The sequence below is a fragment of the Priestia flexa genome (assembly GCF_021441905.1).
GTDB lineage: Bacteria > Bacillota > Bacilli > Bacillales > Bacillaceae_H > Priestia > Priestia flexa.
Window position 1 is genome coordinate 2390064 of record NZ_CP090431.1, and the last position, 23854, is coordinate 2413917.

24 protein-coding genes, 1 pseudogene and 1 riboswitch are annotated in these 23854 nt (G+C 36.1%); of the genes and pseudogenes, 12 read left to right on the plus strand and 13 right to left on the minus strand.

The annotated features are described in order from the left end of the window. Positions 1 to 75: 75 nt before the first annotated feature. Entirely contained in the window at positions 76 to 825 is a 750-nt protein-coding gene (locus tag LZP85_RS12345) for a sulfite exporter TauE/SafE family protein (protein WP_206782503.1), read from the plus strand. Positions 826 to 856: 31 nt separating this feature from the next. On the opposite strand, the gene LZP85_RS12350 is transcribed toward LZP85_RS12345, so the two are convergent. Continuing rightward, positions 857 to 1708, minus strand: a complete 852-nt coding sequence (locus LZP85_RS12350) for a VOC family protein (protein ID WP_061785274.1) — start codon at positions 1706 to 1708, stop codon at positions 857 to 859. A 217-nt stretch (positions 1709 to 1925) separates the two neighbouring features. Between LZP85_RS12350 and LZP85_RS12355 the strand changes: the two genes are divergently transcribed. The 3 genes from LZP85_RS12355 to LZP85_RS12365 all read left to right on the plus strand — a co-directional run bounded on the left by LZP85_RS12355 (position 1926) and on the right by LZP85_RS12365 (position 4638). Further along, positions 1926 to 2546: a LysE family translocator gene (locus tag LZP85_RS12355; RefSeq protein WP_025911394.1), complete on the plus strand. Its 621-nt coding sequence runs from the start codon at positions 1926 to 1928 to the stop codon at positions 2544 to 2546. 96 nt (positions 2547 to 2642) lie between these two features. Continuing rightward, a complete protein-coding gene (locus tag LZP85_RS12360) occupies positions 2643 to 3362 on the plus strand; it encodes a DUF421 domain-containing protein (protein ID WP_025911396.1) in 720 nt (239 codons plus the stop codon). Positions 3363 to 3531: 169 nt separating this feature from the next. Then, a complete protein-coding gene (locus LZP85_RS12365; protein ID WP_025911397.1) occupies positions 3532 to 4638 on the plus strand; it encodes a mechanosensitive ion channel family protein in 1107 nt (368 codons plus the stop codon). Between the two features lie 46 nt (positions 4639 to 4684). Here LZP85_RS12365 and safA read toward each other — a convergent pair whose 3' ends face one another. The 3 genes from safA to LZP85_RS12380 all read right to left on the minus strand — a co-directional run bounded on the left by safA (position 4685) and on the right by LZP85_RS12380 (position 8745). After that, positions 4685 to 5311 (minus strand): SafA/ExsA family spore coat assembly protein, encoded by a 627-nt coding sequence (gene safA / locus LZP85_RS12370; RefSeq protein WP_182840867.1) that lies wholly within the window; start codon positions 5309 to 5311, stop codon positions 4685 to 4687. 112 nt (positions 5312 to 5423) lie between these two features. Beyond that, positions 5424 to 6785: a hemolysin family protein gene (locus LZP85_RS12375; RefSeq protein WP_119543887.1), complete on the minus strand. Its 1362-nt coding sequence runs from the start codon at positions 6783 to 6785 to the stop codon at positions 5424 to 5426. A gap of 832 nt (positions 6786 to 7617) precedes the next feature. After that, positions 7618 to 8745 carry a 5-methyltetrahydropteroyltriglutamate--homocysteine S-methyltransferase gene (locus tag LZP85_RS12380; protein ID WP_226639021.1) on the minus strand — a complete coding sequence of 376 codons (1128 nt, stop codon included), beginning with the start codon at positions 8743 to 8745 and terminating at the stop codon, positions 7618 to 7620. An 80-nt stretch (positions 8746 to 8825) separates the two neighbouring features. Beyond that, positions 8826 to 8926, minus strand: a riboswitch (SAM riboswitch). A 239-nt stretch (positions 8927 to 9165) separates the two neighbouring features. Here LZP85_RS12380 and LZP85_RS12385 point away from each other — a divergent pair. Continuing rightward, positions 9166 to 9408 carry a hypothetical protein gene (locus tag LZP85_RS12385; protein ID WP_025911407.1) on the plus strand — a complete coding sequence of 81 codons (243 nt, stop codon included), beginning with the start codon at positions 9166 to 9168 and terminating at the stop codon, positions 9406 to 9408. A gap of 29 nt (positions 9409 to 9437) precedes the next feature. On the opposite strand, the gene LZP85_RS12390 is transcribed toward LZP85_RS12385, so the two are convergent. The 3 genes from LZP85_RS12390 to pfkA all read right to left on the minus strand — a co-directional run bounded on the left by LZP85_RS12390 (position 9438) and on the right by pfkA (position 11854). Beyond that, on the minus strand, positions 9438 to 10169 hold the full coding sequence (locus LZP85_RS12390) for an NAD-dependent protein deacylase (protein ID WP_025911409.1): 732 nt from the start codon (positions 10167 to 10169) through the stop codon (positions 9438 to 9440). A 12-nt stretch (positions 10170 to 10181) separates the two neighbouring features. After that, a complete protein-coding gene (locus LZP85_RS12395) occupies positions 10182 to 10580 on the minus strand; it encodes a universal stress protein (RefSeq protein WP_025911410.1) in 399 nt (132 codons plus the stop codon). Positions 10581 to 10894: 314 nt separating this feature from the next. Then, positions 10895 to 11854, minus strand: a complete 960-nt coding sequence (gene pfkA / locus LZP85_RS12400) for a 6-phosphofructokinase (protein ID WP_025911412.1) — start codon at positions 11852 to 11854, stop codon at positions 10895 to 10897. 318 nt (positions 11855 to 12172) lie between these two features. Between pfkA and LZP85_RS12405 the strand changes: the two genes are divergently transcribed. Next, entirely contained in the window at positions 12173 to 12838 is a 666-nt protein-coding gene (locus LZP85_RS12405; RefSeq protein WP_119543888.1) for a C40 family peptidase, read from the plus strand. Between the two features lie 133 nt (positions 12839 to 12971). Here the strand turns inward: LZP85_RS12405 and LZP85_RS12410 are convergent. The 3 genes and pseudogenes from LZP85_RS12410 to LZP85_RS12415 all read right to left on the minus strand — a co-directional run. After that, positions 12972 to 14344, minus strand: a pseudogene (locus LZP85_RS12410) (IS1182 family transposase); the annotation flags it as partial. 124 nt (positions 14345 to 14468) lie between these two features. Continuing rightward, complete coding sequence (locus LZP85_RS20790) at positions 14469 to 14594, minus strand: hypothetical protein (RefSeq protein WP_257788896.1); 126 nt, start codon at positions 14592 to 14594, stop codon at positions 14469 to 14471. Positions 14595 to 14917: 323 nt separating this feature from the next. Continuing rightward, a complete protein-coding gene (locus tag LZP85_RS12415) occupies positions 14918 to 15319 on the minus strand; it encodes a secondary thiamine-phosphate synthase enzyme YjbQ (RefSeq protein WP_119543889.1) in 402 nt (133 codons plus the stop codon). Between the two features lie 134 nt (positions 15320 to 15453). Between LZP85_RS12415 and LZP85_RS12420 the strand changes: the two genes are divergently transcribed. The 3 genes from LZP85_RS12420 to LZP85_RS12430 are packed head-to-tail and all read left to right on the plus strand — an operon-like array spanning position 15454 to position 19121. Continuing rightward, the gene (locus LZP85_RS12420; protein WP_206782500.1) at positions 15454 to 16875 is read left to right on the plus strand and encodes a spore germination protein; all 1422 of its coding nucleotides are present in this window, start codon (positions 15454 to 15456) and stop codon (positions 16873 to 16875) included. 9 nt (positions 16876 to 16884) lie between these two features. Continuing rightward, positions 16885 to 17991, plus strand: a complete 1107-nt coding sequence (locus LZP85_RS12425; protein WP_206782499.1) for a GerAB/ArcD/ProY family transporter — start codon at positions 16885 to 16887, stop codon at positions 17989 to 17991. Further along, positions 17988 to 19121: a Ger(x)C family spore germination protein gene (locus LZP85_RS12430; protein ID WP_206782498.1), complete on the plus strand. Its 1134-nt coding sequence runs from the start codon at positions 17988 to 17990 to the stop codon at positions 19119 to 19121. The genes LZP85_RS12425 and LZP85_RS12430 overlap by 4 nt, the downstream gene beginning before the upstream one ends. A gap of 12 nt (positions 19122 to 19133) precedes the next feature. Here LZP85_RS12430 and LZP85_RS12435 read toward each other — a convergent pair whose 3' ends face one another. Further along, positions 19134 to 19475, minus strand: a complete 342-nt coding sequence (locus tag LZP85_RS12435) for a hypothetical protein (protein ID WP_224840264.1) — start codon at positions 19473 to 19475, stop codon at positions 19134 to 19136. Positions 19476 to 19763: 288 nt separating this feature from the next. Here LZP85_RS12435 and LZP85_RS12440 point away from each other — a divergent pair, with 288 nt between their 5' ends. After that, positions 19764 to 20360 (plus strand): DUF3885 domain-containing protein, encoded by a 597-nt coding sequence (locus tag LZP85_RS12440; RefSeq protein ID WP_025911418.1) that lies wholly within the window; start codon positions 19764 to 19766, stop codon positions 20358 to 20360. Between the two features lie 34 nt (positions 20361 to 20394). Here LZP85_RS12440 and LZP85_RS12445 read toward each other — a convergent pair whose 3' ends face one another. Continuing rightward, complete coding sequence (locus LZP85_RS12445) at positions 20395 to 21138, minus strand: alpha/beta fold hydrolase (protein WP_206782496.1); 744 nt, start codon at positions 21136 to 21138, stop codon at positions 20395 to 20397. 138 nt (positions 21139 to 21276) lie between these two features. Here LZP85_RS12445 and LZP85_RS12450 point away from each other — a divergent pair, with 138 nt between their 5' ends. Together LZP85_RS12450 and LZP85_RS12455 are read left to right on the plus strand one after the other, a co-directional pair. Then, positions 21277 to 22053 carry a hypothetical protein gene (locus tag LZP85_RS12450; protein ID WP_206782495.1) on the plus strand — a complete coding sequence of 259 codons (777 nt, stop codon included), beginning with the start codon at positions 21277 to 21279 and terminating at the stop codon, positions 22051 to 22053. A 39-nt stretch (positions 22054 to 22092) separates the two neighbouring features. After that, a complete protein-coding gene (locus tag LZP85_RS12455) occupies positions 22093 to 22545 on the plus strand; it encodes a hypothetical protein (protein WP_119543495.1) in 453 nt (150 codons plus the stop codon). A 334-nt stretch (positions 22546 to 22879) separates the two neighbouring features. Here LZP85_RS12455 and LZP85_RS12460 read toward each other — a convergent pair whose 3' ends face one another. Further along, positions 22880 to 23770, minus strand: a complete 891-nt coding sequence (locus LZP85_RS12460; protein WP_025911422.1) for a YitT family protein — start codon at positions 23768 to 23770, stop codon at positions 22880 to 22882. Positions 23771 to 23854 lie beyond the last annotated feature (84 nt).

A 23854-nucleotide genomic window follows, 5' to 3' on the forward strand; every position in this document is an offset into this window, starting at 1 on the left:
TTCTATGTCTTTCGTGAAGCTAAATATATGTTAGAATAAAAGTGGAAATCAACATGGAAAGAAGGCATACTTCAAATGCATATTTCAATTATTTTAACAATGCTAGCTGTTGGGCTTATTCTAGGCTTTGTAGGAGCAGGAGGTTCTGGATTTATTATCTCTCTTTTAACATTATTTTTTAATGTTCCCGTTCATATCGCTTTAGCCACTGCTCTAGCAGCAATGATTTTCTCTTCTCTTTCAGGTGCTATCAGCCACTATCGTGAAGGAAACGTTTCACTTAAATCAGGCATTATTGTTGGGATTGTAGGGGCTTTAGGAGCATGGCTCGGCTCGCACTTTTCAAGCTTTATACCAGAGGAACAATTAACTTGGCTAACAGCCAGCATGTTATTTTTATCAGGGGTTTTACTATGGGTACGAATCGTTGTGCTATCAAGGAAATACGGCAACCGTCCAATACCACAGGGCGCTCACTTTGTAATTGCGTCCATATTAATTGGGGTAGTAACCGGGCTTTTATCCGGGATGTTCGGTATAGGATCCACTCCATTCATTCAGCTTGGATTAATGATGGTACTTGGTTTATCACTTCACAAGTCAGCGGGGACAACCATGTTAATCATTATTCCCATTGCCATTGGAGGAGGAACAGGTTATTATCAACAGGGCTTCTTAGATATTCAATTATTATTTGAGGTAGTTGTAGGAACAATGGTAGGTTCATATATCGGTGCCAAGTTTACAAAACGCGTACCAACACCCGTGTTAAAAACATCTCTTGTTGCTTTACCTATTTTTTCAGGCTTTTTGCTTATTGTATAAAAAAAGCGCATTCCCATGCGCTTTTTTTAGTTTATTGAACAACTAGCTTTATTTGATTTTGTGAAGGATCTTTTGTAAAGATAGCTTGATCTTCTTTACTAATTACTGCGCCTATATCTTTCAAACGATCCACCACTACCTCTCGCTTTTCTTCATCTGGAAACTCAATTGTAAAATACTTCATTCCAGGACTTTTTTCAGACGGTGCATTCGCGCCTCTTCCGTTCCAAATATTCACTCCAATATGGTGATGATATCGTCCTGTAGACATAAACAATGCTTGGTTAGGGAAACTGCTAACGACATCAAACCCTAACTTCTCATAAAACGCTCTCGTTTCTTCTAAGTCAGCGACGTGCAAATGAATATGCCCCATTACTGTATGAGCCGGTAACCCTTCCCACTTTTCATTTGTTGCTTCTGCTAAAACAGCTTGAGCATCAAGGGGAAGCGTAGCCATTTTAACTTCATCATCATTCCACTCCCAATTAGCATCAGATCGATCTCGATATATTTCAATTCCGTTCCCATCAGGATCAGCTAAGTATATCGCTTCACTAACTAAGTGATCCGAAGCCCCCTGCACTGGATACCCTGTTTTAACTAAATGACGAATAATCTCACCTAAGGCTGCACGTGATGGTAATAATAAGGCAAAATGATAAAGACCGGTTTTACGTTCCTGCTTTGGTTCTGGACTAGAAAGCTGCTCTAATGTAACGAGAGGTGTTTTTCCGTCTGCTGTTAATACGGCTTTCATACTGGATTTTGTTAGAACTTGAAAACCTAGCACTTCTTCATAGAAACGCAGCGATTTTAAAATATTATTTACACGAAGCGCAACCTGACTAACGAATGTATGAGGCTTTTGATGAAATGACATTTCTTTCTCTCCTTCTTTTTCATATAAAATGGAATTCCAAATATTTATTTTATATAATTTACTTACTTTATGTAAGTAAATTATATTTATATCAGACAAATTCGTCAAGTCGTTTTATTCCTTTATTTTAGTAACAAATTACTTTATTACTTCATTAGCACAGACTCTTGAGAATCGTCATAAAGACATGATTTAATCAATGTCAGGAGGGGTGACTATGACATTATCTTGGATTTTATCTTACATAGTTGTTTCATTAACAATTGTATTAATTCCCGGTCAAGACATGCTATTTGTTTTGACTCAAAGCTTAACCTCAGGTGTTAAAGCAGGAATGAAAACAGTACTAGGTTCCATTACCGGTACTTTCATTCATACGCTCTTGGCAGCTGGAGGGCTATCTATTATTTTTCAGCAGTCCGTATTAGCATTTAATATTTTAAAAATTGTTGGCGTGCTTTATCTTTTATTTTTAGCTATTCAGTCATTTCGTTCTAAAACTGAGCCTTTATCTTTAACTTCCACTCAGATGAATACAGCGCAATTTTTCAAAAAAGGTTTTTTTACCAATCTGTCTAATCCAAAGGTAGCTATATTCTTCATTACATTTCTACCTCAGTTTGTGAACCCATCATTAGGTTATGTAGGACTACAAATGTTCTCTTTCGGCATGATTTTCATTTTAGAAACGTTAGTTGTCTTTTCTCTTGTAGTACTTTTCGCTTCTTACCTTGGAAAGCGTGCAAAAAACAACCGTCACGTGCAGTTATCACTAAAGTATATACAAGGTACAGTATTTGGCATTTTAGGTTTGAAATTATTATTTACAGATCACTAATGGAAGCCTGTTTATACAGAGCTTCTTTTTTCATTCATATTAACTCTTTTTTTATACATACTAAGTGAAAAGCCTAAGAAAGTAAGGAGTTTTACAATGGATTTATTAAAAGATTCCCTCATTCTATTGACTAGAATTGTTACTATTTTACCTCTCTTGCTTATTATGACGCTGTTTATGGGCAGACGCTCAATCGGCGAGCTTCCCATCTTTGACTTTCTTATTTTAATGTCTCTTGGCGCTGTTGTAGGAGCAGATATTGCTGACCCAAAAGTTGAACATATCCATACAGCGATCGCAATTGTTATGATTGCCATTTTCCAGAAAATTATTGCTTACTTTAAGATTCACTCGCGCTCATTTGGAAAAAAGATTACATTTGAACCAATTGTTGTAATTAAAGATGGTGCATTTTTAATTGAGAATCTTAAGCGCATTCGATACTCAATTGATAATATTTTATATATGCTTCGCCAAAGTAACGTCTTTGATATCAGTGTTGTTAAAATCGCTGTTATTGAATCCAACGGGCAATTAACCGTTCAAAAAAAAGCGTCCAAAGAATTTTTGACGCGTGATGATTTGCAAATTGCAAATAACCAATTAGATCTTGCTTATCCCTTAATTATTGAAGGAAAGATATACGAGGAAGTATTAACTTACTGCAACCAGACAAAAGAATGGTTATTAAGCGAGTTAAAAACACGAGATATTGAAAATCTCTCTGATATTTTCTTTGCTTCACTGACTGATGAGGGTAAACTACATGTATCACTATATTCACCAATAAATCCGGCCCCGCCGCTACATCATTAAAAGATTTGCTTATTTTATTTACTAAAATAAGTACATAGCAAAGTCCTTCATGATAAGCTTTATTTAAAAATATTTCTGAATAAATGTACAGCATGGACTTTTATAGCTTTAACCGTGAAGTTATGCTATTTTAGTAGATACAAGATTGTTTGCGTATTAGGAGGTTTATATGGACTTTGTTGACTCACTATCATCTGTTGATGGTTGGAAAAATATTGGTTTAGCAGTTGGGATTTTTTTAATTTTCCTTGTGCTGCGTAAACTGTTTACAACTTATTTATTTAAATTTATTATCGGGTTTGTTAAGAATAAAAAAATTGATCTTATCACAAGTATTTTAGAAGCATTTGAAAAGCCAATGAGGTGGATTTTTGTAATCATTGGTATTCAGCTTGCGCTCCCTTATCTACCGTTTGAACTTTTAACGGCTGAGCGTGAAAGCCAGATTATACGTTCTGCTTTTATTATTCTCGCAGGGTGGGGACTTTACAACCTAGCGGATTCAACGGCTCTCTTTTTCTCAACTTTCTCCAAAAATTTTGATGTTCAAGTAGACCGTATTGTTATTCCATTTGTTGAGAAATTTATTCGCATTATCGTTGTCGTTTTATCTGCTTCCATTATTGGTGAAGAATGGGGCTTCAACGTTAATGGATTCGTAGCCGGCTTAGGACTCGGAGGGCTAGCATTTGCCCTTGCAGCTAAAGATACGGTTAGCAACCTTTTTGGCGGAGTTGTTATTATTACAGAAAAGCCTTTTACAATTGGAGATTGGATTAAAACACCAAGCGTTGAAGGCGTGGTTGAAGATATTACATTTCGAAGCACAAAGGTGCGAACGTTTGCTCAAGCGCTTGTAACAGTTCCCAATGCAACCCTATCAAATGAGCCTATTGTAAACTGGGCTAAAATGGGGAAACGTCAAATATCATTTCATTTAGGATTGAATTATAATACACCTAAAGAAAAGCTGGAAACCTCAGTTGAGCGGATTAAGCAAATGCTGATGGAAGATGAAGATATTCATAAGGAAACGATTATTGTTAATTTTGAAACCTTTAACGAATCGAGCCTTGATGTTCTGCTATACTTCTTTTCTAACACAACAGCTTATGCTGACTATTTAGAGGTAAAAGAAAAAATAAACTTTAAAATTATGGACATTTTACAAGAAGAAGGAGTTGACTTTGCTTTTCCAACTCGTGCTCTTGTAGTGCAACAATCTGAAGATATCATTAAACAAGATACAAATATATTAGAAAGATCTCGCGGTTAAAAAAAAGGGTTGCTAAATAAATTAGCAACCTTTTCTCCTTTCTATTTTATTTTGAGATAAACATTTGTGTCCAATAATGTCCGTAGCTTCCGCCTTTAACATAACCTACTCCAATTTCTGTAAAGCTACTGGATAAAATATTTTTTCTGTGCCCTTCGCTGTTCATCCATGACTTCACAACGGCTTCTGGTGTCGCTTGTCCAGCAGCAATGTTTTCACCTGCTGTTTTATAGGAAATACCAAAGTTTTTCAGCATAGTAAAAGGACTTCCGTATGTAGGAGAAGTATGGCTAAAGTAGTTTTTATCAATCATATCTTGAGATTTATAGCGAGCTACTCGCGCTACTTCCCAATTAGATTTCAACGGTTTTACCCCTACTTTTGCGCGCTCTTCGTTCACAAGTTTTACAACCTGCGCTTCAAATGATTGAGCCGTAGTATTTACGCTTGGCACATTGATTTTTTGACCAGGATAGATTACATTGTGGTTCGAAATACTTGGGTTTGCATCAATAATTTCTTGAACACCTACCTGGTATTTCACTGCAATTTTCCACATAGTATCTCCTGATTGAACAGTATGTACTGTAGATGCTTGAGCAGTATGATTTAATCCAAAAACAAGAGTGACAGACAACATTGTAATTGATGAGAATTTTAATAAAGTTTTCATAATCATATTAAAGCAAATTTTTTGACAGATTAATAGCGGTAATAATCACCTATACTACTAATTTTAGAGAATAGTTTATACCAAAAAAAACGCACGGTTAACCGTGCGTTTTTTATGAAGATAGCGCCTGTGAAGGATCGACTTCAGGGATTGGCATTGGTTCTGAAACAACTTCGGTTACCTGACGTCGCTTGATGACTTCCACGTATTGAATATGATGATTTTCCATTGCCTTCACTTTAAAATCATACTGTTCAAACGTAATAATATCCTGTTGCTTTACATCATATTTTTCTGTTAATACCCAGCCACCAATCGTATCGATTTCTGTATCATCAATTTGAATGCCAAGCAGCTCATTAATTTGACTTACAAGCACTTTACCATCCACAATGTAATGATAATCTTTCACCTTTTGAATGAGAGGCTTTTCATCCGTATCAAATTCATCACGAATTTCACCAACGATTTCTTCTAAAATATCTTCAATTGTTACAATACCAGCTGTACCACCATATTCATCAACTAAAATCGCCATTTGAATGCGTTCACGCTGCATTTTCAGCAGTAAATCGTGAATAGAGACCGTTTCAACCACTTGAATAATTGGACGAATATAATCTTTTAAATGAATTGACTGCACATCTTTCATAACAATCTCAGTTAAGATTTCCTTCATGTTTAGCAAACCAACAATATGGTCTTTATCGCCATCAATAATAGGATAGCGAGTGAATCGCTCTTCTTTTGCCATATCTAAAATATATTCAATCGTATCTTCTTGATCAATTGAGACCACTTCTGTTCGTGGTACCATAATCTCTTTTGCCACTCGGTCATCAAAGTCAAAGATTTTACTGACATATTTAAATTCTGATTGATTAATTTCACCGCTTTTATAGCTTTCTGATAATAAGATGCGAAGCTCTTCTTGACTATGTGCTAATTCATGCTCTGATGCTAATTTTAGTCCAAATAAACCTGTTAGCAAGCGAGCTGAGCCATTAAGTACCCAGATGAAAGGATACATGATTTTATAAAAGAATATTAGCGGCTTTACAAATAATAGAGTCACCGCTTCAGCTTTTTGAATAGCAAACGTTTTAGGAGCTAGCTCTCCAACTACCACATGTAGAAACGTAACGACAGCAAACGCGATAGCAACTGAAATGATGGTAGATAATCCTCCTTCAATACCAAGTTGCTCAAAAAGTGGTTCAAGCATATGAGCTACAGTAGGCTCACCTAACCACCCAAGGCCTAATGCTGTAATTGTAATTCCCAGCTGGCAAGCGGATAAATATTCATCTAGGTTAGTAATAACTTGCTTCGCAGCTTTTGCATTTTTGCTCCCTTCCACCACTAATTGATCGATTCTAGAGCTACGAATTCGAATAATTGCAAATTCTGTAGCAACGAAAAAGGCAGTTAATGCAATCAGTACCGCTAATAAAATCAAGTTAAATATGTCCAATCAAGTTCCTTAGCTCGTAATAGTACGAGTAAGGAGTCACCTCCTAAGTGATTAAAAGTTTAAAACATTTTTTATTGCTAAATAGTTATTTCTTTTTATTTTAAATGTAAAAAACTGTGTCGTCAAACCTTTTAGCCAGTGTTCTAACACGAATCTTAAGTATAAATACTTTACACCTTTTATAAAAGACACTTCTATTTTTTACTTTTCACAGGCATATAAAAGCTTACAATAACACATATCACGCCTATCAAAAAGAGAAAAATAGGCATCTCACTTAAAAATACTGTTAGGTAATCACCTGCGTTTCTTGCGTGAATGGGAACTAAACTCAATTCCATGATAAGACTAACGAATGCAATTGCGTTTAAACAAATGCCTAACAAAAACAACCCTAGTCTACTCCTGATTCCCAATAAGAACATTCCTTTCACATATTCAGCTTTTACATTTCAATAATGACAGAATTTTCACTTATTATTACAGTATGAGTTCCTTAAACTACTTATCACTGATTATTTTTATTATATGAAGAAATAAACTATTCGACATTTGGTGTGTATAAAAAACCTTTAAGGCAATTGCAAGTCAACTCTGAAACTTAAGCATTCTGCAAGGTAAATACATCTATCAAGAATCTTTCGTTTCCTTAGCGTGACAGTTCGCTATCTTACCCAATAAATATTATGTTACCTGTAGATAATTTGCAGTTACGCTATCAATACACAAAAAAGCTGCATCATTTATAGACGCAGCTTTTTCCAATTTTACTACAACGAAAAGAAAGATCTAATTGGATTCTTATGTAAAATTAAGAAACAACTCTTATTCTTCAGTTAGCGCCCCAAATATCTTGAGCAATTTTAATGACGTGACTAATTTTATTCCATTGCTCTTCTTCTGTTAGTTCGTTTCCTTCTTCCGTACTTGCAAACCCGCATTGTGGACTCAGTGACAAGTTTTCTAGAGGAATAGATGCACTCGCTTCTTTAACTCTTTGTTTAATAACCTCTGCATCTTCTAATGTAGGAAATTTAGATGTTACTAGTCCTAATACAACTGTTTGGTTGTTACGTGTAAAACTTTTTAATGGCTCAAAATCTCCTGAACGATTATCATCATATTCAAGGAAAAGCCCATCTACATGCAAGTTAGCAAAAATTGCATCTGAAATAGTATCGTAGCCACCACTGGTAATATACGTAGATCTAAAGTTTCCACGACAAATGTGCATCGTAATGACCATATCCTCCGGCTTTTTAGAAATCGCATCGTTTAAGCAGTTGACTCTCGTATCAATAATATCTTTTACATCCATACCCAGCTTCTCAACAACTGCATCTATACGTTCTTCAGAAACAAAATCAATCCATGAAGTATCATCTAACTGTAAGTAGCGGCAGCCAGCATCATAAAAAGCTTGAATTGCTTTTTGATAAGCAACTACCGTGTCATGATAAAACTGTTCTCTATCCCCATTGTAGTAAGTATCCTCTTGAATTCGAGTGAATAACATGTTGGGACTTGGAATAGCAAACTTAGCAACTTGGCTTCCATCACCATATTGTTTAACAGCTTCTTTTAAAAATGTAAAATGTTCCAGCATATAATGATGGTTGAAATCTACTTTACCAACTACCTTGATTGCTTTATTTTTTGTTTTGGCACCTTTAAATTGACTAATATACTCCGTTTCAAACTCTTCTACACCATCTAGACCTGATAAGAAATCTAAGTGCCACCATGCACGTCTAAATTCTCCGTCAGTGATAGATTTAAGTCCCACTTCGATTTGTTTCTGGACAAGCTTTTCAATCTCCTGGTCCTCTACAGATTTTAAAGTCGTTTTACTAATCTGACCATTTGTATAGGCTTCTCTTGCTTCTTTGAGAGGAGTTGTTCTTAAAAAGCTCCCTACATGATCAGCTTTAAATGGAGCTTTCACTAATGTCTTTGTCATGGTTCTATTCCCTCTTTCTGTTCAAAATAAAAAACCTCTTCTTAAAGATAAGAAGAGGTTAATAGTCGTTATTGGTTCTTCTCCTATCTTCAAGCAAATTGCTACTGGAATTGGCACAGTACTTTAACAGTCTGTTGCCGAGGCTTCACAGGGCCAGTCCCTCCGCCTCTCGAGATAAGAATATTCAATTAATTAACTAGGGAAAATATTACACTTACTTTCTTAGTCTGTCAACAAGGAATTTGAAAAATCAGAAATAAAACATTTTTTATTCAGTATTCAGAAGTGGTTCATATCCTTTTGAGTTCATGAAAGATAGACCATGGTCAAACATATCGCGTCACTTTACTTGTCTACATCTATATAATATATGTTATAATCATGTGACCTAGGTTTTAAATAAGGAGGAACCTCACAAAGATGTTAGTTAAAGGATTACAACTATTAAAATATGCCTTTTTAATCGGAGCTGTGGTATACGGAATAATCGCTTTTCAGAACAGTGATTCTACCAACTATATTGCTTATTTACCATACATTCAATTAATGCTAAGTTTATTTTTATTTATTGAAGCTGTTTTGACGTTTAAAGAAAGCAAGTTGCATTCAGCGTTTTTTCTGGTCATTTCTGTGTTCTGCTTCGCTATCTATTTTGAAGTTTAAAAAAAGCACGCTGCCCATAGCGTGCTTTTTCACTTCCCACTCTTTAAAGCCGTTACAACTTCACCGATTGGGAGGTGTATTTGATTATCAAACACATAATCATAGTAAGTTGGCTCTTTATTAATAATGACCATTGGTACCTGACCATGTTTTCTAACTAATAAAGGAATTTGATTAATGGGTGTTACCTGCAAAGATGAACCCATGACAATAAATAAATCACTTTGTAAAGCTGCCTCTACAGCTTCTTCAAACCAGTGAATTGAATCTCCAAATAAAACTACATTGGGCTTTAGTGCCTCTTCACACGACGTACAGCTCGGTAATTCAACTTTGGTTAGAAAATTTAACCCAAACTCACTTCCACATTTTTGACAATGTGCTCGCTTAATTGTTCCGTGAATTTCATATACATTCGTGCTTCCTGCTTTCTGATGCAAGCCGTCAATATTTTGTGTAATCACATGCACGGTCTTTTCTTCTTCTAATTCTGCTATAAAGTAATGACCTGAGTTAGGTTCATATTCATCAAGCAGCTTCACACGAAAAATCTCTTTAAATAGCTCCCAAAAAAGTACCGGATTGTTCTGATAAAAAGAAGTGGAAATCACATCTGAAAATTCTAGGTTTTTTCGATACAATCCGTTTTGCGAGCGAAAATCAGGTATGCCCGACTCTGTACTTATTCCCGCTCCCGTAAAGACACAAATCCGACTTGCCTCTCCAATTCGTTTCTTTAACTCTTCAACTTGCATATTCATTGGCGCTCTCTCCTACTTTACAATCAATACGGGTATCTTAACATGTTGAGCAATTTTATGGCTCACGCTCCCCAAAAACATTTCTTTTACTGGATTTAAGCCTCGGCTTCCAACTACTACAACATCAAAGCGATTGTTGTTAGCAAATTGAATAATTGTTTTAGCAGCATCTCCATGAATAAACGTAATTTCATACTCTATATCAGATTTCTCTAAAACTTCTTGTGTTGTTTGGATACGCTTTTCTCTTGCTTCATCTTTTCCAAGCGTGTTTAACCTACTATCTCCTTCTACTGCATATATCACTTGAACAAAGCTTCGATCAGTTAATCTTGCTAGAGCAACCGCTTTTTCAGCTGCTCTAGCAGCGTGTTCAGACCCATCTGAAGCTAATAAAATTCGCTTAAACATGTCCTTCACTCCTTTTCTATCAATTATAACAGCTCTACTATTTTTTATTCCATTGAAGAAAGCGATATAAAAATTAAATTTTCTAAAAATATTTACGCTTTTGTGTTATACTAATAAACAGAAATGCTATACTAAATAAAAGGAATGATGGCATTATGGGGTTTGAGCTGATATGTACCTTTTGCAAAGGGCTTGGGAAAGTAATGATTATTCCTGGCATATTCTACACAAAAAAGTGTAAGCATTGTGAAGGTACTGGTTTGAAACTAAAAAAAGACGAAACTCCTCTATAAGAAGTCTCGCCTTTATATCGTTTAGATTGATAATTCTTTTGATAGTTGATACATACGCTCATCAATATGATGAGGTTCACCTAGGATTTCCATAATATTATAATCAACAATTTCATTTTTACGGATACCGATTGCACGCCCGCCTTTACCTTCCATTAATAACTCAACGGCGCGGCCACCAAAACGACTTCCTAACACGCGATCTTGTGCTGTTGGTGATCCACCACGCTGAATGTGCCCTAGAACCGTAACGCGAGTTTCAATTCCAGCAGCTTCTTCAAGCTGTTTTGCTACTTCGTTTCCTGTAGCTACACCTTCAGCAACAACGATAATACTATGTTTCTTACCACGCTCTTGGCCTTTCTTTAAACGATCTACCATCTCTTGGAACTCATCTTTCGCTTCAGGAATTAAGATTGTTTCAGCTCCTCCAGCTAGCCCTGACCATAGAGCAATATCTCCAGCATTACGTCCCATTACTTCAATAATAAAAGAACGTTCATGTGAAGTAGCCGTATCGCGAATTTTATCAATTGCATCGATAACAGTATGTAAAGCTGTATCGAAACCTAGAGTAAAGTCTGTTCCTGGAATGTCATTATCGATTGTTCCTGGAATACCTACACATGGAAAACCAAGCTCAGTTAGCTTAACAGCTCCCATGTAAGATCCATCTCCACCGATTACAACCAAACCTTCAATACCATGCTTCTTTAGGTTTTCAATACCTTTACGGCGTCCCTCTTCTGTTTTAAACTCTGGACATCTTGCAGAATATAACATTGTTCCACCGCGTTGAATGATATCACCAACATCACCAACTTCAAGCTTTCGAATATTCCCTTCAATTAACCCTTGATATCCTTGATAAATACCGTAAACTTCCATTCCTTCATGAATCGCTTTACGCACAACAGCACGAACCGCAGGATTCATTCCTGGAGAATCACCGCCGCTTGTTAATACACCTATTCTTTTCATTACTTTTCACCTCATCAAAAGTCAAATCAATTGACACTGTATTCTATTTTTACATTCTACATGACTACAAAGTATTTGTGTAGTAATTCACAACAGATTTCTATTATTATTTTTAAATGTCCTTACATTTTCATATGTTTTAGTTATTAACAGCTAAATATTCAATTTTTTTCTATTTTTCAAAATCAAAACACATCATTCTGCTCACTCTAATTTTCATTTTTTTCATATTTTGTAATGAAAATGTAACGTTTCCATCTGTCGAAAGGTGTTATGATTATTTTACGAAAATTGACGAAAAATTGATGGAGGCCCATTATGAAGAAATTTGTGGCGGTTTTTACCCTCGCTAGCTTTTTATTTGCTAGCCCTTTAGTCAGCCAAGCTGCGCTAGGTGATCAAACATTAAAGCAAGGAATGAGAAATCAGGATGTTCAGCAATTACAGCAGCTTTTAAAGAAAAAAGGTTATTTCACTGGCAATACAACAACTTATTTTGGACCAGCTACATCAAATGCAGTTAAATCATTTCAGCGTAAAAATGGATTGTCTGCCGATGGAGTTGTTGGAAAAAGCACATATGCAAAGCTTGGAGTAAAAACTTCTTCACAGACTTCTACATTTAATGCTTCAAAAGTTATTAATAAAGGAAAGCAGTATATAGGGGTACCATATCGCTGGGGTGGAACAACTCCTAGAGGATTTGATTGCAGTGGCTTTATTGGTTATACATTCAAGCAGGGCGCTGGCATTACTTTACCTCGAACTGTGGCAGAGATTTATAAAAAAGGGACACGAGTTACAAGCTTACAGCCTGGGGACATTGTATTTTTCCAAACATACCAAAAAGGCGCTTCCCATGCCGGTATCTACATGGGAAACAATCAATTTTTACATAGCTCATCTTCAAAAGGTGTTTCAGTTGCTTCATTAAAAGATAGCTATTGGAGCAAGCGTTATATTGGTGCAAAAAGAATTCGTTAAATAACAAAAAGCCAACTTGCGTTGGCTTTTTTACAGATTGACGAGAAACCTGTAAGGTTCTCGTCAATCTGAGGCTCTTTTCATTTTTTATAGTGAAACAAGTAAACATTTCACAAACAAATCGTCGTTTTCCATAAAAATCGCCCATTACCTGACCTGTTTTGGTCAGGTAATGGGCGATTTTTTTCATGTTTTGACAAGCTGCCGTCAGATACGCCTGCATCTGGACAGACTTCAGCCCTCGATACCGGGCATATCGATACCCATTTAGCTCTTTTGCGTCGGCAAAGCTACGCTCAATCGTCGTGCAACGCATACGATAAAGTTGTTTACCTGCTTTTGTGCGCTTGTTTAGACGCGCTTGTTCTTTGAATCTCTCCCAAATGTGACGTGTCACCACGCGTTGTTTTTGGGAAGCGGAAAAACACCCGTCTCTCATTGGACAAACGGCACAATCACTTGGATTTGATTTGTATGTACGATCTCCTGTGCGACTGGTAGTCGCATACGATAAAATGCACCCCATTGGACAAGCGAATACATCTTTTTCCTGTACGTAGTGAAACAGACGTTTTGGCACGTCTTTGTTTGACGATCCAAAACGCCGATAGCCCATCACCATAAAAATCCCTTTTTCAGAAAGGCGTTTACAAATATGGCTTGTAAAATACCCGGCATCTAATGCAACAGCTTCAACAGAAAAGCGAAACTTTTTTATTTGTATGTCAAGGCGGTCAAGATAAGGAACAGAGTCAGCCACATTGCCAGCTGTAATACAGGTATCTGTAATAATATTATGTTTGACATCCACCGTTCGATGATCTAAATAATGAAAGCCATCTGGCTTTCCATCTCTCATCATAAAACCACTATCGGGATCCGTTGTACTGATGCGGGTTTGTTTTTGTAAGGCAACGCCTTCCTTTCGAGGACTTAGTTCTTTTTTCCGTTTTCAAGACGATCTTCGTTGACGGCTGCTTCTAACTCTTCCATATACGCTTGTCGGCGGGACTTCTTTGGTTGTTTTTCATATTTATGTTTATTCGCATTCGCTTTGATATGAGTCGAGTCTGTCATTAAAGCACGTCCACCAACCATGCGATGTTCTATCGCCTGGCGAACAATTTCATCAAAAATGTCTTCAAAAATCGTCGTATCTAAAAAGCGTGTTCGGCGATTAAAACTAATCGTCGAATGGTGAGGAACGGCATCCGTTAACGATAAGCCTAAGAACCATCGATACGCCACATTCGTTTGAATTTCTTTGGCAAGTTGACGTTCGGAACGAACGCCATAAAAGTAGCCAATAAACATCATTTTGAATAGCGTAATGGGATGAATGGAAGGACGTCCATTGTCTTCACAATAATAAGGAAGAAGCTTTTCTTCAATAAAGCTAAAATCAATTGTCGCTTCAATTGTACGCAAAAAGTGATTGGCAGGAACTAAATCTTCTACAGAAACCATCACTTGTTCATCTCGATGATTTTTAAGTGCACCCATCATGTTTCATCAACTCCAGTCTTTTTTTATCAGTGTTACCACTGATAAAAAAAGACAGACATAAAAAAGCTGTTGAGAACAAAGTTTCTCAACAGCCTGAACAAAAAGCCAACTTGCGTTGGCTTTTTTAACGGCAAAAACTATAGTATTCATTAATAATATCTAATACTGTTGGATATTCATCTACCCACGTAAAGTTTGTCTTTTCATTTTGTTCTTGTTCTGTTTCTTGTTTAATTGTAATTTGCTCCACACAAGATCTCTCCCTTTTTCTGTTATATAACATATATATTATCTATCTTTTGTTTTATAACAAAAAATCAAAAAAAGAAGACATGCTAAAAGAAGAGGGTTGAACATAACAAAACAAATTTTCAAAAAGAGGAACACTCCCTTTTCTCACCTCTTTACGTTGTCAGAACACGTTCGTTCCATTGCGCTACGGCCACTCGCTTTCCGCCCTGTTTCCAACATTGTTTTCACAATCAACAAAAAAACCTGGACGATTAAAGATGAGGAACTCTCAATCGTTCAGGTTTATCATTGGCTGAATTACTTATATCCCAGCCTCTTCTTTTAATCTGCTTGAATTTTAATATACCATGTACGGTTTCTAGGGCCATCAAATTCACAAAAATAAACCCCTTGCCACGTTCCTAATAATAAATTTCTATTCTCAATAATAAGTTGTTGCGAAGAACCAACTGTACTTGCCTTTAGATGGGCAGCTGTATTCCCTTCAAAATGCTGATCTTTTTCATCAATCCAAGGATATACCTCGTCAAATCTTCTAATCATGTCACGTTTTACATCTGGATCTGCATTTTCATTAATTGTAATACCAGCGGTCGTATGTGGACAATATACGGTGACTACTCCGCTTTTCACTTGATGCTTTTTAATTTCTGTTTCCACTTGACTTGTCAAATCAATCATCTCATCGCGATTACTCGTTTGAAGTTTAAATGAATGTAGCATGTTTTCACGTCCTTTTTCGATTAGTTAGCATAACACCTATTGAACTCGTAAAGACTAATATATATTCTTTTTTATCGTACTGTTTTTTACTACTGAACTCAATATATTACTAATAATGTAAAGGTGGTGAAGACTTGCTCAATTCAACGTTTCAACGAGATACAGAGTACGTTGTTAAGACATTTCTAGAATTAGCAGGTGATAGCAGTGACATAGCTTCAAAAAAGCTATGGATTTCATCTACTGATTTTGTTTATATTCTTTATCTACAAGGGCTTGTAGACAGCGAAAAGCTGAATCAATTAACAGAAAAAATGATTCAAACAAAAACCTCATCACCAGCCAACACGCTAGATCGTTGGGATTCCTTTATCTCAACTGTTGAAAGCAGTGAAGTTTATACGTACAAGCAAGCTCTCACTGCTTTTTTTAAAGGAGAACCTTTATTATTTATTCATAATCGTACAACGGCTTTTTCTTTAAATATGACAATAGCTAAACAGCGTACGTGGAGTGAACCAACGACCGAAAAAGTTGTGCGTGGTCCAAAGGTTGCGTTAATTGAAAATTTAGAAGAAAATATCGGCATATTAAGGCAAAGAGCAAGTGATGCAAACTTAACGGTCGAGGATGTTTTCATTGGAGAAGAACAGCTTCATCGAACATCAATTGTTTTTCATAAAAAGCAATGTCAACCTCATATCGTTAATCAAGTTCGCCAAAAACTTCAAAACATTAATCTTAATAATGTTCAAGATTCTGGAATGATTGAAGAATTTCTCGAAGAAGCTCCTTATTCTCCTTTTCCACAGGTCCAAAATACAGAAAGACCTGACCGCGTCTTAGCTGCTATTAATGAAGGCAGAGTTGCAATTTTTGTAGACGGTTCACCTTTTGCTCTATTAGTACCAACAACAATTGACATGATTATGAAATCGCCCGATGACTATTACGAAAGATGGTTGGCAGGTTCTCTCTTACGCCTTCTTCGCTATATTTCAATTTTCATTACGCTCTTTTTCTCAGCCATTTATATTAGCCTTGTTTCTTTTCATCAAGGGCTGCTTCCCACTGAGCTTGCCATTACCATTGCAGCCACGCGAGAAGACGTACCATTTTCACCTTTTATTGAAGCGATGGTAATGGAAGTGACCATCGAATTGTTAAGAGAAGCCGGACTTCGCCTCCCAACACCTGTTGGGCAGACTGTTGGATTAGTAGGCGGGGTTGTTATTGGACAAGCAGCTGTAGAAGCTCATATTGTAAGCTCCGTTATGATTATTATTGTAGCTGTTACGGCAATTGCTTCTTTTACCGTTCCTCAATATGGTATTGGTTTATCTTTCCGAATTTTAAGGTTCGGCTCAATGATTATTGCAGCATTTTTAGGGTTATACGGAGTCACTCTTTTTTTACTTATACTAGTTACACATTTAACAAAGCTTGAAAGCTTTGGAATAGAATATTTCAAACCATTTTACGCTAAAAACAGTAAATCCTGGAAAGATTCCTACGTCCGTTTACCTTTTAAAAAAGCAAATGCAACTAAGAAATAAGGAGGACTTATGAAGCAACAAGATCAGCTGCTATCAAACTTTTATGCAATAGCGACAATTTCATGCACGATGCTCGGTGTCGGATTATTGACGCTACCGCGCTCGATTACTGAAAAAACGAATAATGCAGATGGATGGATTGTACTAATAGTTGAATGGGGATTATTTTCTTTAATTATTATTTTGCTCGCGTGGATGATAAAATCTTTTCAAATTCAATCTCTATATGAATTTTCACAGGAAGCTATAGGAAAATTTTTAGGGAGTATTGTTAACCTTTTCGCCATTGCTTATTTTACGGCTGTATCAAGTTTTGAAATCCGAGCTATGTCAGAAATGATTCAATTTTATCTTCTTGAAAGTGTTCCTTTAGGAGTAATTATAATTACGTTTATGCTCACATCACTCTATACGTTAACAGGGGGAATGAATACGATTAGTAAGATGATGGCTTTGTTTTTTCCTTTTACCATCATTATCTTATTAGCACTTTATGGTTTTAGCGTTAATATGGTTAGCGTTTCAAATCTCCGACCAATCTTAGCCGATGGAATTCATCCAATTTTAAATGCATTTACAACAGTCTCTGTTTCATTTGTAGGTGCAGAATTAATTTTGTTTTTACCAAAATACCTAAAGAATAAAAAGCAGATTCGAAAGATCGCTCTCATAGGATTCGGAATTCCTCTTACCCTCTATATTATTACTTATATTCTTGTTGTTGGAGCTCTTACAGTGCCTGAAGTTAAAACAATTGTTTATCCAACCATTGCATTTGTTCAGTCTCATGAAGTAAAAGGAATCTTTGTTGAACGTTTAGAGCTCTTCTTGCTCACAGTTTGGCTTTTACAATTTTTTTTAACGTTTCAAATGTTTAATTTTTTAGCTTTTTCAGGAATTAGCATGATGTTAAAAAAGAATTCTACAAAGAAGTCTTTTTTAATTCGTGTAACTCTAGCAATTGTTATTGTAGTAGGGTCACTCCTCCCTAAAACAGCTGGAGACGTTATTGCTTTTGCTGACCTTTTAGGCTGGGCTTTTTTAATTATATTTCTTGCAGTTCCATTTTTTTTAGGATCAATTATGCTAATTAAGAAACGAGTGAGGAGAATATGAATAAATATTTAGCTGTCATCATGATGATAATCATATTAGTGGGTTGCTCTCGACACCGAAACATTGAACAACTCTCACTCGTCATTGGCGTTGGCATGGATTCCTTAGACACGGTGAACGAAAAGACGTCTCAGCATAACCTTATGCTCACTCATCAAACTCTTATATCTCCAGACCGTGGTGGGGTATCTTCTTCCTCATCTTCACCGTATAAAAACATTGTAACAAAAGGACCCACAGTACATGAAATTACAAGGAACATTGCATTGAAGCAAGACCCTTTATTCAGTCAGCATCAGCGTATTTTAGTATTTGGTGAAAAAGCTGGGAAGACCTTCAAGTTAGACTCTCTAATGGATCAGCTTGCTAGGGATAATGAAATTCGCAGAAGCTGCCTTGTTTTTGTTACAAATGGCCAAGCAAAGGATATTTTAACGATTAAAGGAATGGATACTCCACCGGTCAATGTCATTTATGATTTAGTTGAGAATAGGTATCGGACCAATAAAATTCTTCCCACCTTATCATTAGGAGAAATATCAGCTAAGTTAGAAACGGACCAAAGCTTTTTAGTACAACGTGTTTCAAAATTAGAAAAAGACATCCAGTTAAACGGAGCAGCTTTAATTAAAGGTGGAAAAATCCACGCGTTTTTATCTCAAAATGACTTACAGGCACTTAGTTGGTTAACAGGTGATATTCAAGGTGGGATCGTATATGGAAAGCATGGAAAGTATCCTTTCTCGTTTGAAATTGGTTCTGTTAAACAAAAAGTCAAAACCAAAGTTGAAAGTGATCATGCAATTCACTTTGATGTATACGTAAAGACATCGGGGCGGTTATCTGAAGATTGGGATGCTACTGACCAAAAGCTATCTCCTTCTTTTATTAACCACATTGAAAAAAATGTAGAGAAAATTATCCAATCAGATACAAACAAAATACTTAACAAGCTCCAATCTGATTATGAAGCAGATGCACCTGAATTTAGAGAGTATGTACGAATCAACCACCCTGCATTTTGGAAGAAACATCGAAAAGAATGGGATACTATTTTTTCAAACTCTACTATTGATTATCATGTTGACGTTACAATTGAAGATTTTGGAGCAAAAACAGACAGCGGCTAATTAGTCGCTGTCTTACTTTAGTTCCATAATCATGTAGCGATTGGTGTATGATTTTCGTTCAAAAGAAGCTCGCTTTTCTTCTCGATCAAAATAAAATAATTCATCTTCCTGGTATTGAAACGTATCACCTTTTTTATCCATTTCTTTAATAAACGATAGGTAATCATCGGAGTGAATTAAATACTTCTCTGGTTTATCTGAAACTTGAACTACCTTTTCATTTCCTGTTTTCATTTTTGCCATCCCCACTGCTAAAGGTATCGGATTTCCTTCTTGAAAAATAGTCTTATAAAAAATTAGCACAAATAATAAACACGTAACGCCTACGACTAGCAAAACCTGTTTTTTTATCATCCTCACCTACTTTTCATATGGTTAGCTCTATTATCAAGTGAAATTCTGCGTGAGCAAAAACGTTCTGCTATGTCATTTTTATTCAGAATGATTGACATAGAGATATGTACGTTACTAATACGACAAATTTGTAAAAAACACCTTTCTTTTATAAGAATTTGAATGGAAATATAACAGTTGTATTACCTTTCCGTTAAATCAGGTTTGCACTTCACATTTTCAATCGACTTCATGCTACACTTGAGTCAATAAAAGGTAAAAACTTTACAAATAGATAGGGTGTTGCGTATGAACAATCTTACTTTACAATCATATTTATCTCACTTATTTCCTGATATCCAAATGAGAAAACCGCTTTTTTACAATGCACCAATAGGCATCCGATTCAAGCTAACAAACCAAAAGCGCGTGTGGGAACAAGGGTATATGAAAAATGTTTATAAACGCACATACCAAATTTTTAAAGCACTTCATGATGAAAATGATGAGCTCATCGTTGTATTTCGTTCGCCATCTTCAAAAGCTGAACTATCCTTTCTAAAGCGCACTGATATATTAATGAAAAAATTCATTCGCTCTCGCTTAAGAAAGACAAGCGTACAGCTATTATCAACTAAAAATGAGTATGCAATTGCCTGCAGGCCAACTGACTTAAAGCAAAAGCAACTACTACAATCTATTGCGAATCGCGATTTACATATCCAACCTGCGATTGAAGAGGAATGTTACATTATCAACGTAAGCAAAGGAACAATTTTTCATCTCTATGATGATCGAGCGTTGGATGTCGTATCTAATAATCAACGTTCGCTTGGTTTACTACAAGAAAAGTTTAACGAATGGATTTTAGATATGGATGCTACTGAACATTCGCCAATAAGCTAACAAAGCTGCTGTATCTATATGTGATACAGCAGCTTTATTTTATTTGCTCATTAAGCCATTGAACCGTTTGTTGAACCATTTGCTTTTGTTGTTCTTCAGGAGAAATAGTCGCTTTATTGTCCCCAATTTGTTCACCATATAGACCAAATTGGGCATGATTTGCTCCTTTTAACTTTACTATTTTTGTATTTTTTGATAATAAATGCTTCGTTTCAGAAATCTTATTAGGCGTTGATAAACCATCTTTGTCACCTGTTAATGATAAAATTGGATAATTTGTGTTTGAAAAGTCATTTTTGTTCATTAGATAGGAAGCCAATAAAATGAGTCCCTTTACCTTACTTTGATGATTGTACGCATAAGAACTCGCTACAACTCCTCCTAAAGAGTGTCCTCCGATAAACCAATTATTAATAGTAGGGTGTTCCTTCATGATTTCTTCTGCCTTGTTACTTGAGAAGAAACTAACATTAAAAGGCGCATCTACTATCCCTACTAGATATCCTTGCTTTGCGATTTCCTGTGCATAATAACCGTATGCCATTGCTTCTACTTTTGCACCTTGGTAAATAATATAGCCACCTTTTATATCAGTATTATCATCTGGCTGAAAAAGTAGGTAGCCATCTCGGTGTATCGCTTGCTTTGGGACACCTAAATTTTCAACTTCTTGAGAAGGCTTGTAATCAAACTGTGTCCAAATGACAGAGAATGCTACCACGACAGCAAGTAAAACCAAAACTCCTACCGCTAGTACTTTAAGTAATCGCTTAAACATAAAATTCCTCTTTTCTTTATACTATCGAATGGAACATGCACATATTTCACATTATCTTGTAGCAAAAATGCATCTTTATGAATGAAAATAATGGTTCTACGGAACAATAAAACAAATTAACCAGCAAAGGAATTCTGTATGAAGCATATTACTTACCAAACGCACAAGCGACATAAAGCCTATGTTAGCTTGTTTGGCACAACTCAGCTCCACCTTCGAAATCCGTATATCATTGCCTGGTGGTCGGCGGCTTTTCCTGGCTTCGGTCATCTTTTGTTATCTAAAAACATTACAGGGCTGCTCTTATTCATTTGGGAGGTTTATACAAATATTCATGCCAACATTAATGTTGCAATGGTATATTCTTTTACTGGTAGGCTAGAAGAAGCCAAAAGCATATTGGATACTCGATGGGCGCTTTTATATATCCCTGTTTATCTATTTGCCATTTGGGATAGCTATCGCACAACCATCGACATAAACAAAGTGTACGTGCTGGCTGAACATCAAAATGAACCTTTTGATATCTTTAAAATGGGCGCTTTAGAAGTCAACTACCTTGATAAACGAAGCCCCCTAGTAGCCGTCATGTGGTCCATACTCATGCCGGGATCTGGTCAGCTTTATATTCACCGAATTATCATAGGTTTCTTCTCTTTAATTTGGGTAGTCGTATTTTTTTATCAATCACAATTTCTTCCCGCGATTCATTTTCTATTTTTAGGAGACATCCCAAGTTCAACAAGCGTTTTAAATATAGAATGGCTTTTATTTCTTCCTTCTATATATGGTTTTAGCGCCTATGATGCCTATGTTAACACCATTGAGAACAATAAATTATATGATCGTGAACAGGCTGACTTTCTTTCACAAAACTATCAGCAATACCGCTTTTCATTAAAACAGCGATTATAGCTTCTATACGCTAAATCCCGATATAGTAAGGAGCCCATTATGCAAGTATTCTCTACTTTTGATCACTCAATTTACCTAGAGCTCGCCATTGTAGCATTGGAGCGCAGTGGTATTCCTAAAAGCCAAATTTTAGCCATCCCACTAGAAGTAAAAGATGATCATTTTTTAATTTTCGATAGTATTCATCAATCAGACGGCATTAGCTTATTTGACATCGCTGCTGGGCTGGCAACAGCTTTTGCAGTTATAGGCGTAAGCGTTGGGTTCATCTTAACATGGGGACCTATATACTGGGGATTGATTGGTGCTGCTTCAGGGTTTATCATTGGCTTTTTAATTAACTTTATTTATTATAGAGTTGTTAAAAAGCGAAGTACGCAGGAGCAAACGGCGGAAGTGATTTTAATCGTAGAGTGTATACCAGAACAAACAGATCGTGTAATTAAAATATTAAAAACAAACTTCTCCAAGGGATTAGCTGTTCTTTCATAGAGCAAAAAGAAGTTGGGACATAAGCATTTCTGTCAACCATCTATCCGAACTAGCGCAAGTTAACTTCTTTTGATAGTTCAGGTATTTTCTGTCGGTTTGGAAAACACCTTTAAAAAACTAGTGAAATGGAGCGTAAGACATTCGACTCCTGCGAGAAAGAGAGGGAAGGTTGATACCCCGCAGCACAGCGAGGAGGCTCAGATTCCTCCCCGTGGAAAGCGAGTATCTGCAGCGCAATGGAACGGACTTGCTCTTACACCCTAACGATTTTAGAAACGGCATGACTCGTCTTTGAGAAGAGAACATTTATTTACGTCTTAGCCTCTTTCTATACTTAGTGGATATCTTTTTTCTTAAACCTCCCTCCTCTTACTTCAGCAATATTTGCTACCGCAAAAAATGCAGTTGAATCAATTTCATCAACAATTTCTTTTAGCTTTGCTTCTTCTAATCTTGTGATAACGCAAAAGATTACTTTTTTATCATCACCCGTATATGCTCCTTCTCCTTTCAAGTACGTTACTCCTCTGCCTAACCTTGCTAAAATAGTTTCACCAATTCGTTCGTACTGTTCGCTAATAATCCAAGCGGACTTTGACTCGTCTAACCCCTGAATAACAATATCAATTGTTTTAAAAGCAATGAAATAAGCCATTAACGAATACATAGCACGGTCCCATCCAAACACAAACCCTGCACTTCCTAAGATAAATAAGTTAAAGAACATGATAATTTCGCCAACGGAAAAAGGCGTTTTTTTATTAAATAAAATAGCTAGAATTTCTGTCCCATCTAAAGAGCCACCGTACCGAATCACAATTCCTACCCCAATACCTAAAACGATACCTCCAAAAACCGTTGCTAAAAGCGGATCTGTTGTTAGCACCGGCAGTGGATGAAAAACGTATGTAGCAATAGATAAAATGCTGACACCAAAAAGAGTTGATAAGGCAAACGTTTTACCGATTTGCTTATAACCTATATAAAAGAAAGGTAAGTTTAGTACAAAAATATACGCCCCAAGTTTTAAATTTGTTAAATGAGACAATATGATAGACACTCCAACAATGCCTCCATCAATGACTTTATTAGGTACTAGAAAAAACTCTAGACCTACCGCCATTAATATAGCTCCAAATAAAATAAGTAACACACGCTTAATAATCATTTTGCGAGGTAAAGACCGATGCACTATTTTTACCTTTTCTTCTTCAACGGGCAGCATTGGGACATCCACTCCTTTCTTTTATTTTATCATAACATTCTGAATATTTTTCTTTATTTTATTTATTATATTTCGCATCTTAAG

Coding starts and splice junctions, on each gene's coding strand:
- LZP85_RS12360 (WP_025911396.1), top strand. CDS start 2,643: ATGGATTTATTAAAAGATTCCCTCATTCTATTGACTAGAATTGTTACT.
- LZP85_RS12425 (WP_206782499.1), top strand. CDS start 16,885: ATGAAGCAACAAGATCAGCTGCTATCAAACTTTTATGCAATAGCGACA.
- LZP85_RS12355 (WP_025911394.1), top strand. CDS start 1,926: ATGACATTATCTTGGATTTTATCTTACATAGTTGTTTCATTAACAATT.
- LZP85_RS12385 (WP_025911407.1), top strand. CDS start 9,166: ATGTTAGTTAAAGGATTACAACTATTAAAATATGCCTTTTTAATCGGA.
- LZP85_RS12350 (WP_061785274.1), bottom strand. CDS start 1,708: ATGTCATTTCATCAAAAGCCTCATACATTCGTTAGTCAGGTTGCGCTT.
- LZP85_RS12430 (WP_206782498.1), top strand. CDS start 17,988: ATGAATAAATATTTAGCTGTCATCATGATGATAATCATATTAGTGGGT.
- LZP85_RS12345 (WP_206782503.1), top strand. CDS start 76: ATGCATATTTCAATTATTTTAACAATGCTAGCTGTTGGGCTTATTCTA.
- LZP85_RS12390 (WP_025911409.1), bottom strand. CDS start 10,169: ATGAATATGCAAGTTGAAGAGTTAAAGAAACGAATTGGAGAGGCAAGT.
- LZP85_RS12395 (WP_025911410.1), bottom strand. CDS start 10,580: ATGTTTAAGCGAATTTTATTAGCTTCAGATGGGTCTGAACACGCTGCT.
- LZP85_RS12365 (WP_025911397.1), top strand. CDS start 3,532: ATGGACTTTGTTGACTCACTATCATCTGTTGATGGTTGGAAAAATATT.
- safA (WP_182840867.1), bottom strand. CDS start 5,311: ATGAAAACTTTATTAAAATTCTCATCAATTACAATGTTGTCTGTCACT.
- LZP85_RS12405 (WP_119543888.1), top strand. CDS start 12,173: ATGAAGAAATTTGTGGCGGTTTTTACCCTCGCTAGCTTTTTATTTGCT.
- LZP85_RS12440 (WP_025911418.1), top strand. CDS start 19,764: ATGAACAATCTTACTTTACAATCATATTTATCTCACTTATTTCCTGAT.
- pfkA (WP_025911412.1), bottom strand. CDS start 11,854: ATGAAAAGAATAGGTGTATTAACAAGCGGCGGTGATTCTCCAGGAATG.
- LZP85_RS12380 (WP_226639021.1), bottom strand. CDS start 8,745: ATGACAAAGACATTAGTGAAAGCTCCATTTAAAGCTGATCATGTAGGG.
- LZP85_RS12415 (WP_119543889.1), bottom strand. CDS start 15,319: ATGCTACATTCATTTAAACTTCAAACGAGTAATCGCGATGAGATGATT.
- LZP85_RS12435 (WP_224840264.1), bottom strand. CDS start 19,475: ATGATAAAAAAACAGGTTTTGCTAGTCGTAGGCGTTACGTGTTTATTA.
- LZP85_RS12445 (WP_206782496.1), bottom strand. CDS start 21,138: ATGTTTAAGCGATTACTTAAAGTACTAGCGGTAGGAGTTTTGGTTTTA.
- LZP85_RS12450 (WP_206782495.1), top strand. CDS start 21,277: ATGAAGCATATTACTTACCAAACGCACAAGCGACATAAAGCCTATGTT.
- LZP85_RS12460 (WP_025911422.1), bottom strand. CDS start 23,770: ATGCTGCCCGTTGAAGAAGAAAAGGTAAAAATAGTGCATCGGTCTTTA.
- LZP85_RS12455 (WP_119543495.1), top strand. CDS start 22,093: ATGCAAGTATTCTCTACTTTTGATCACTCAATTTACCTAGAGCTCGCC.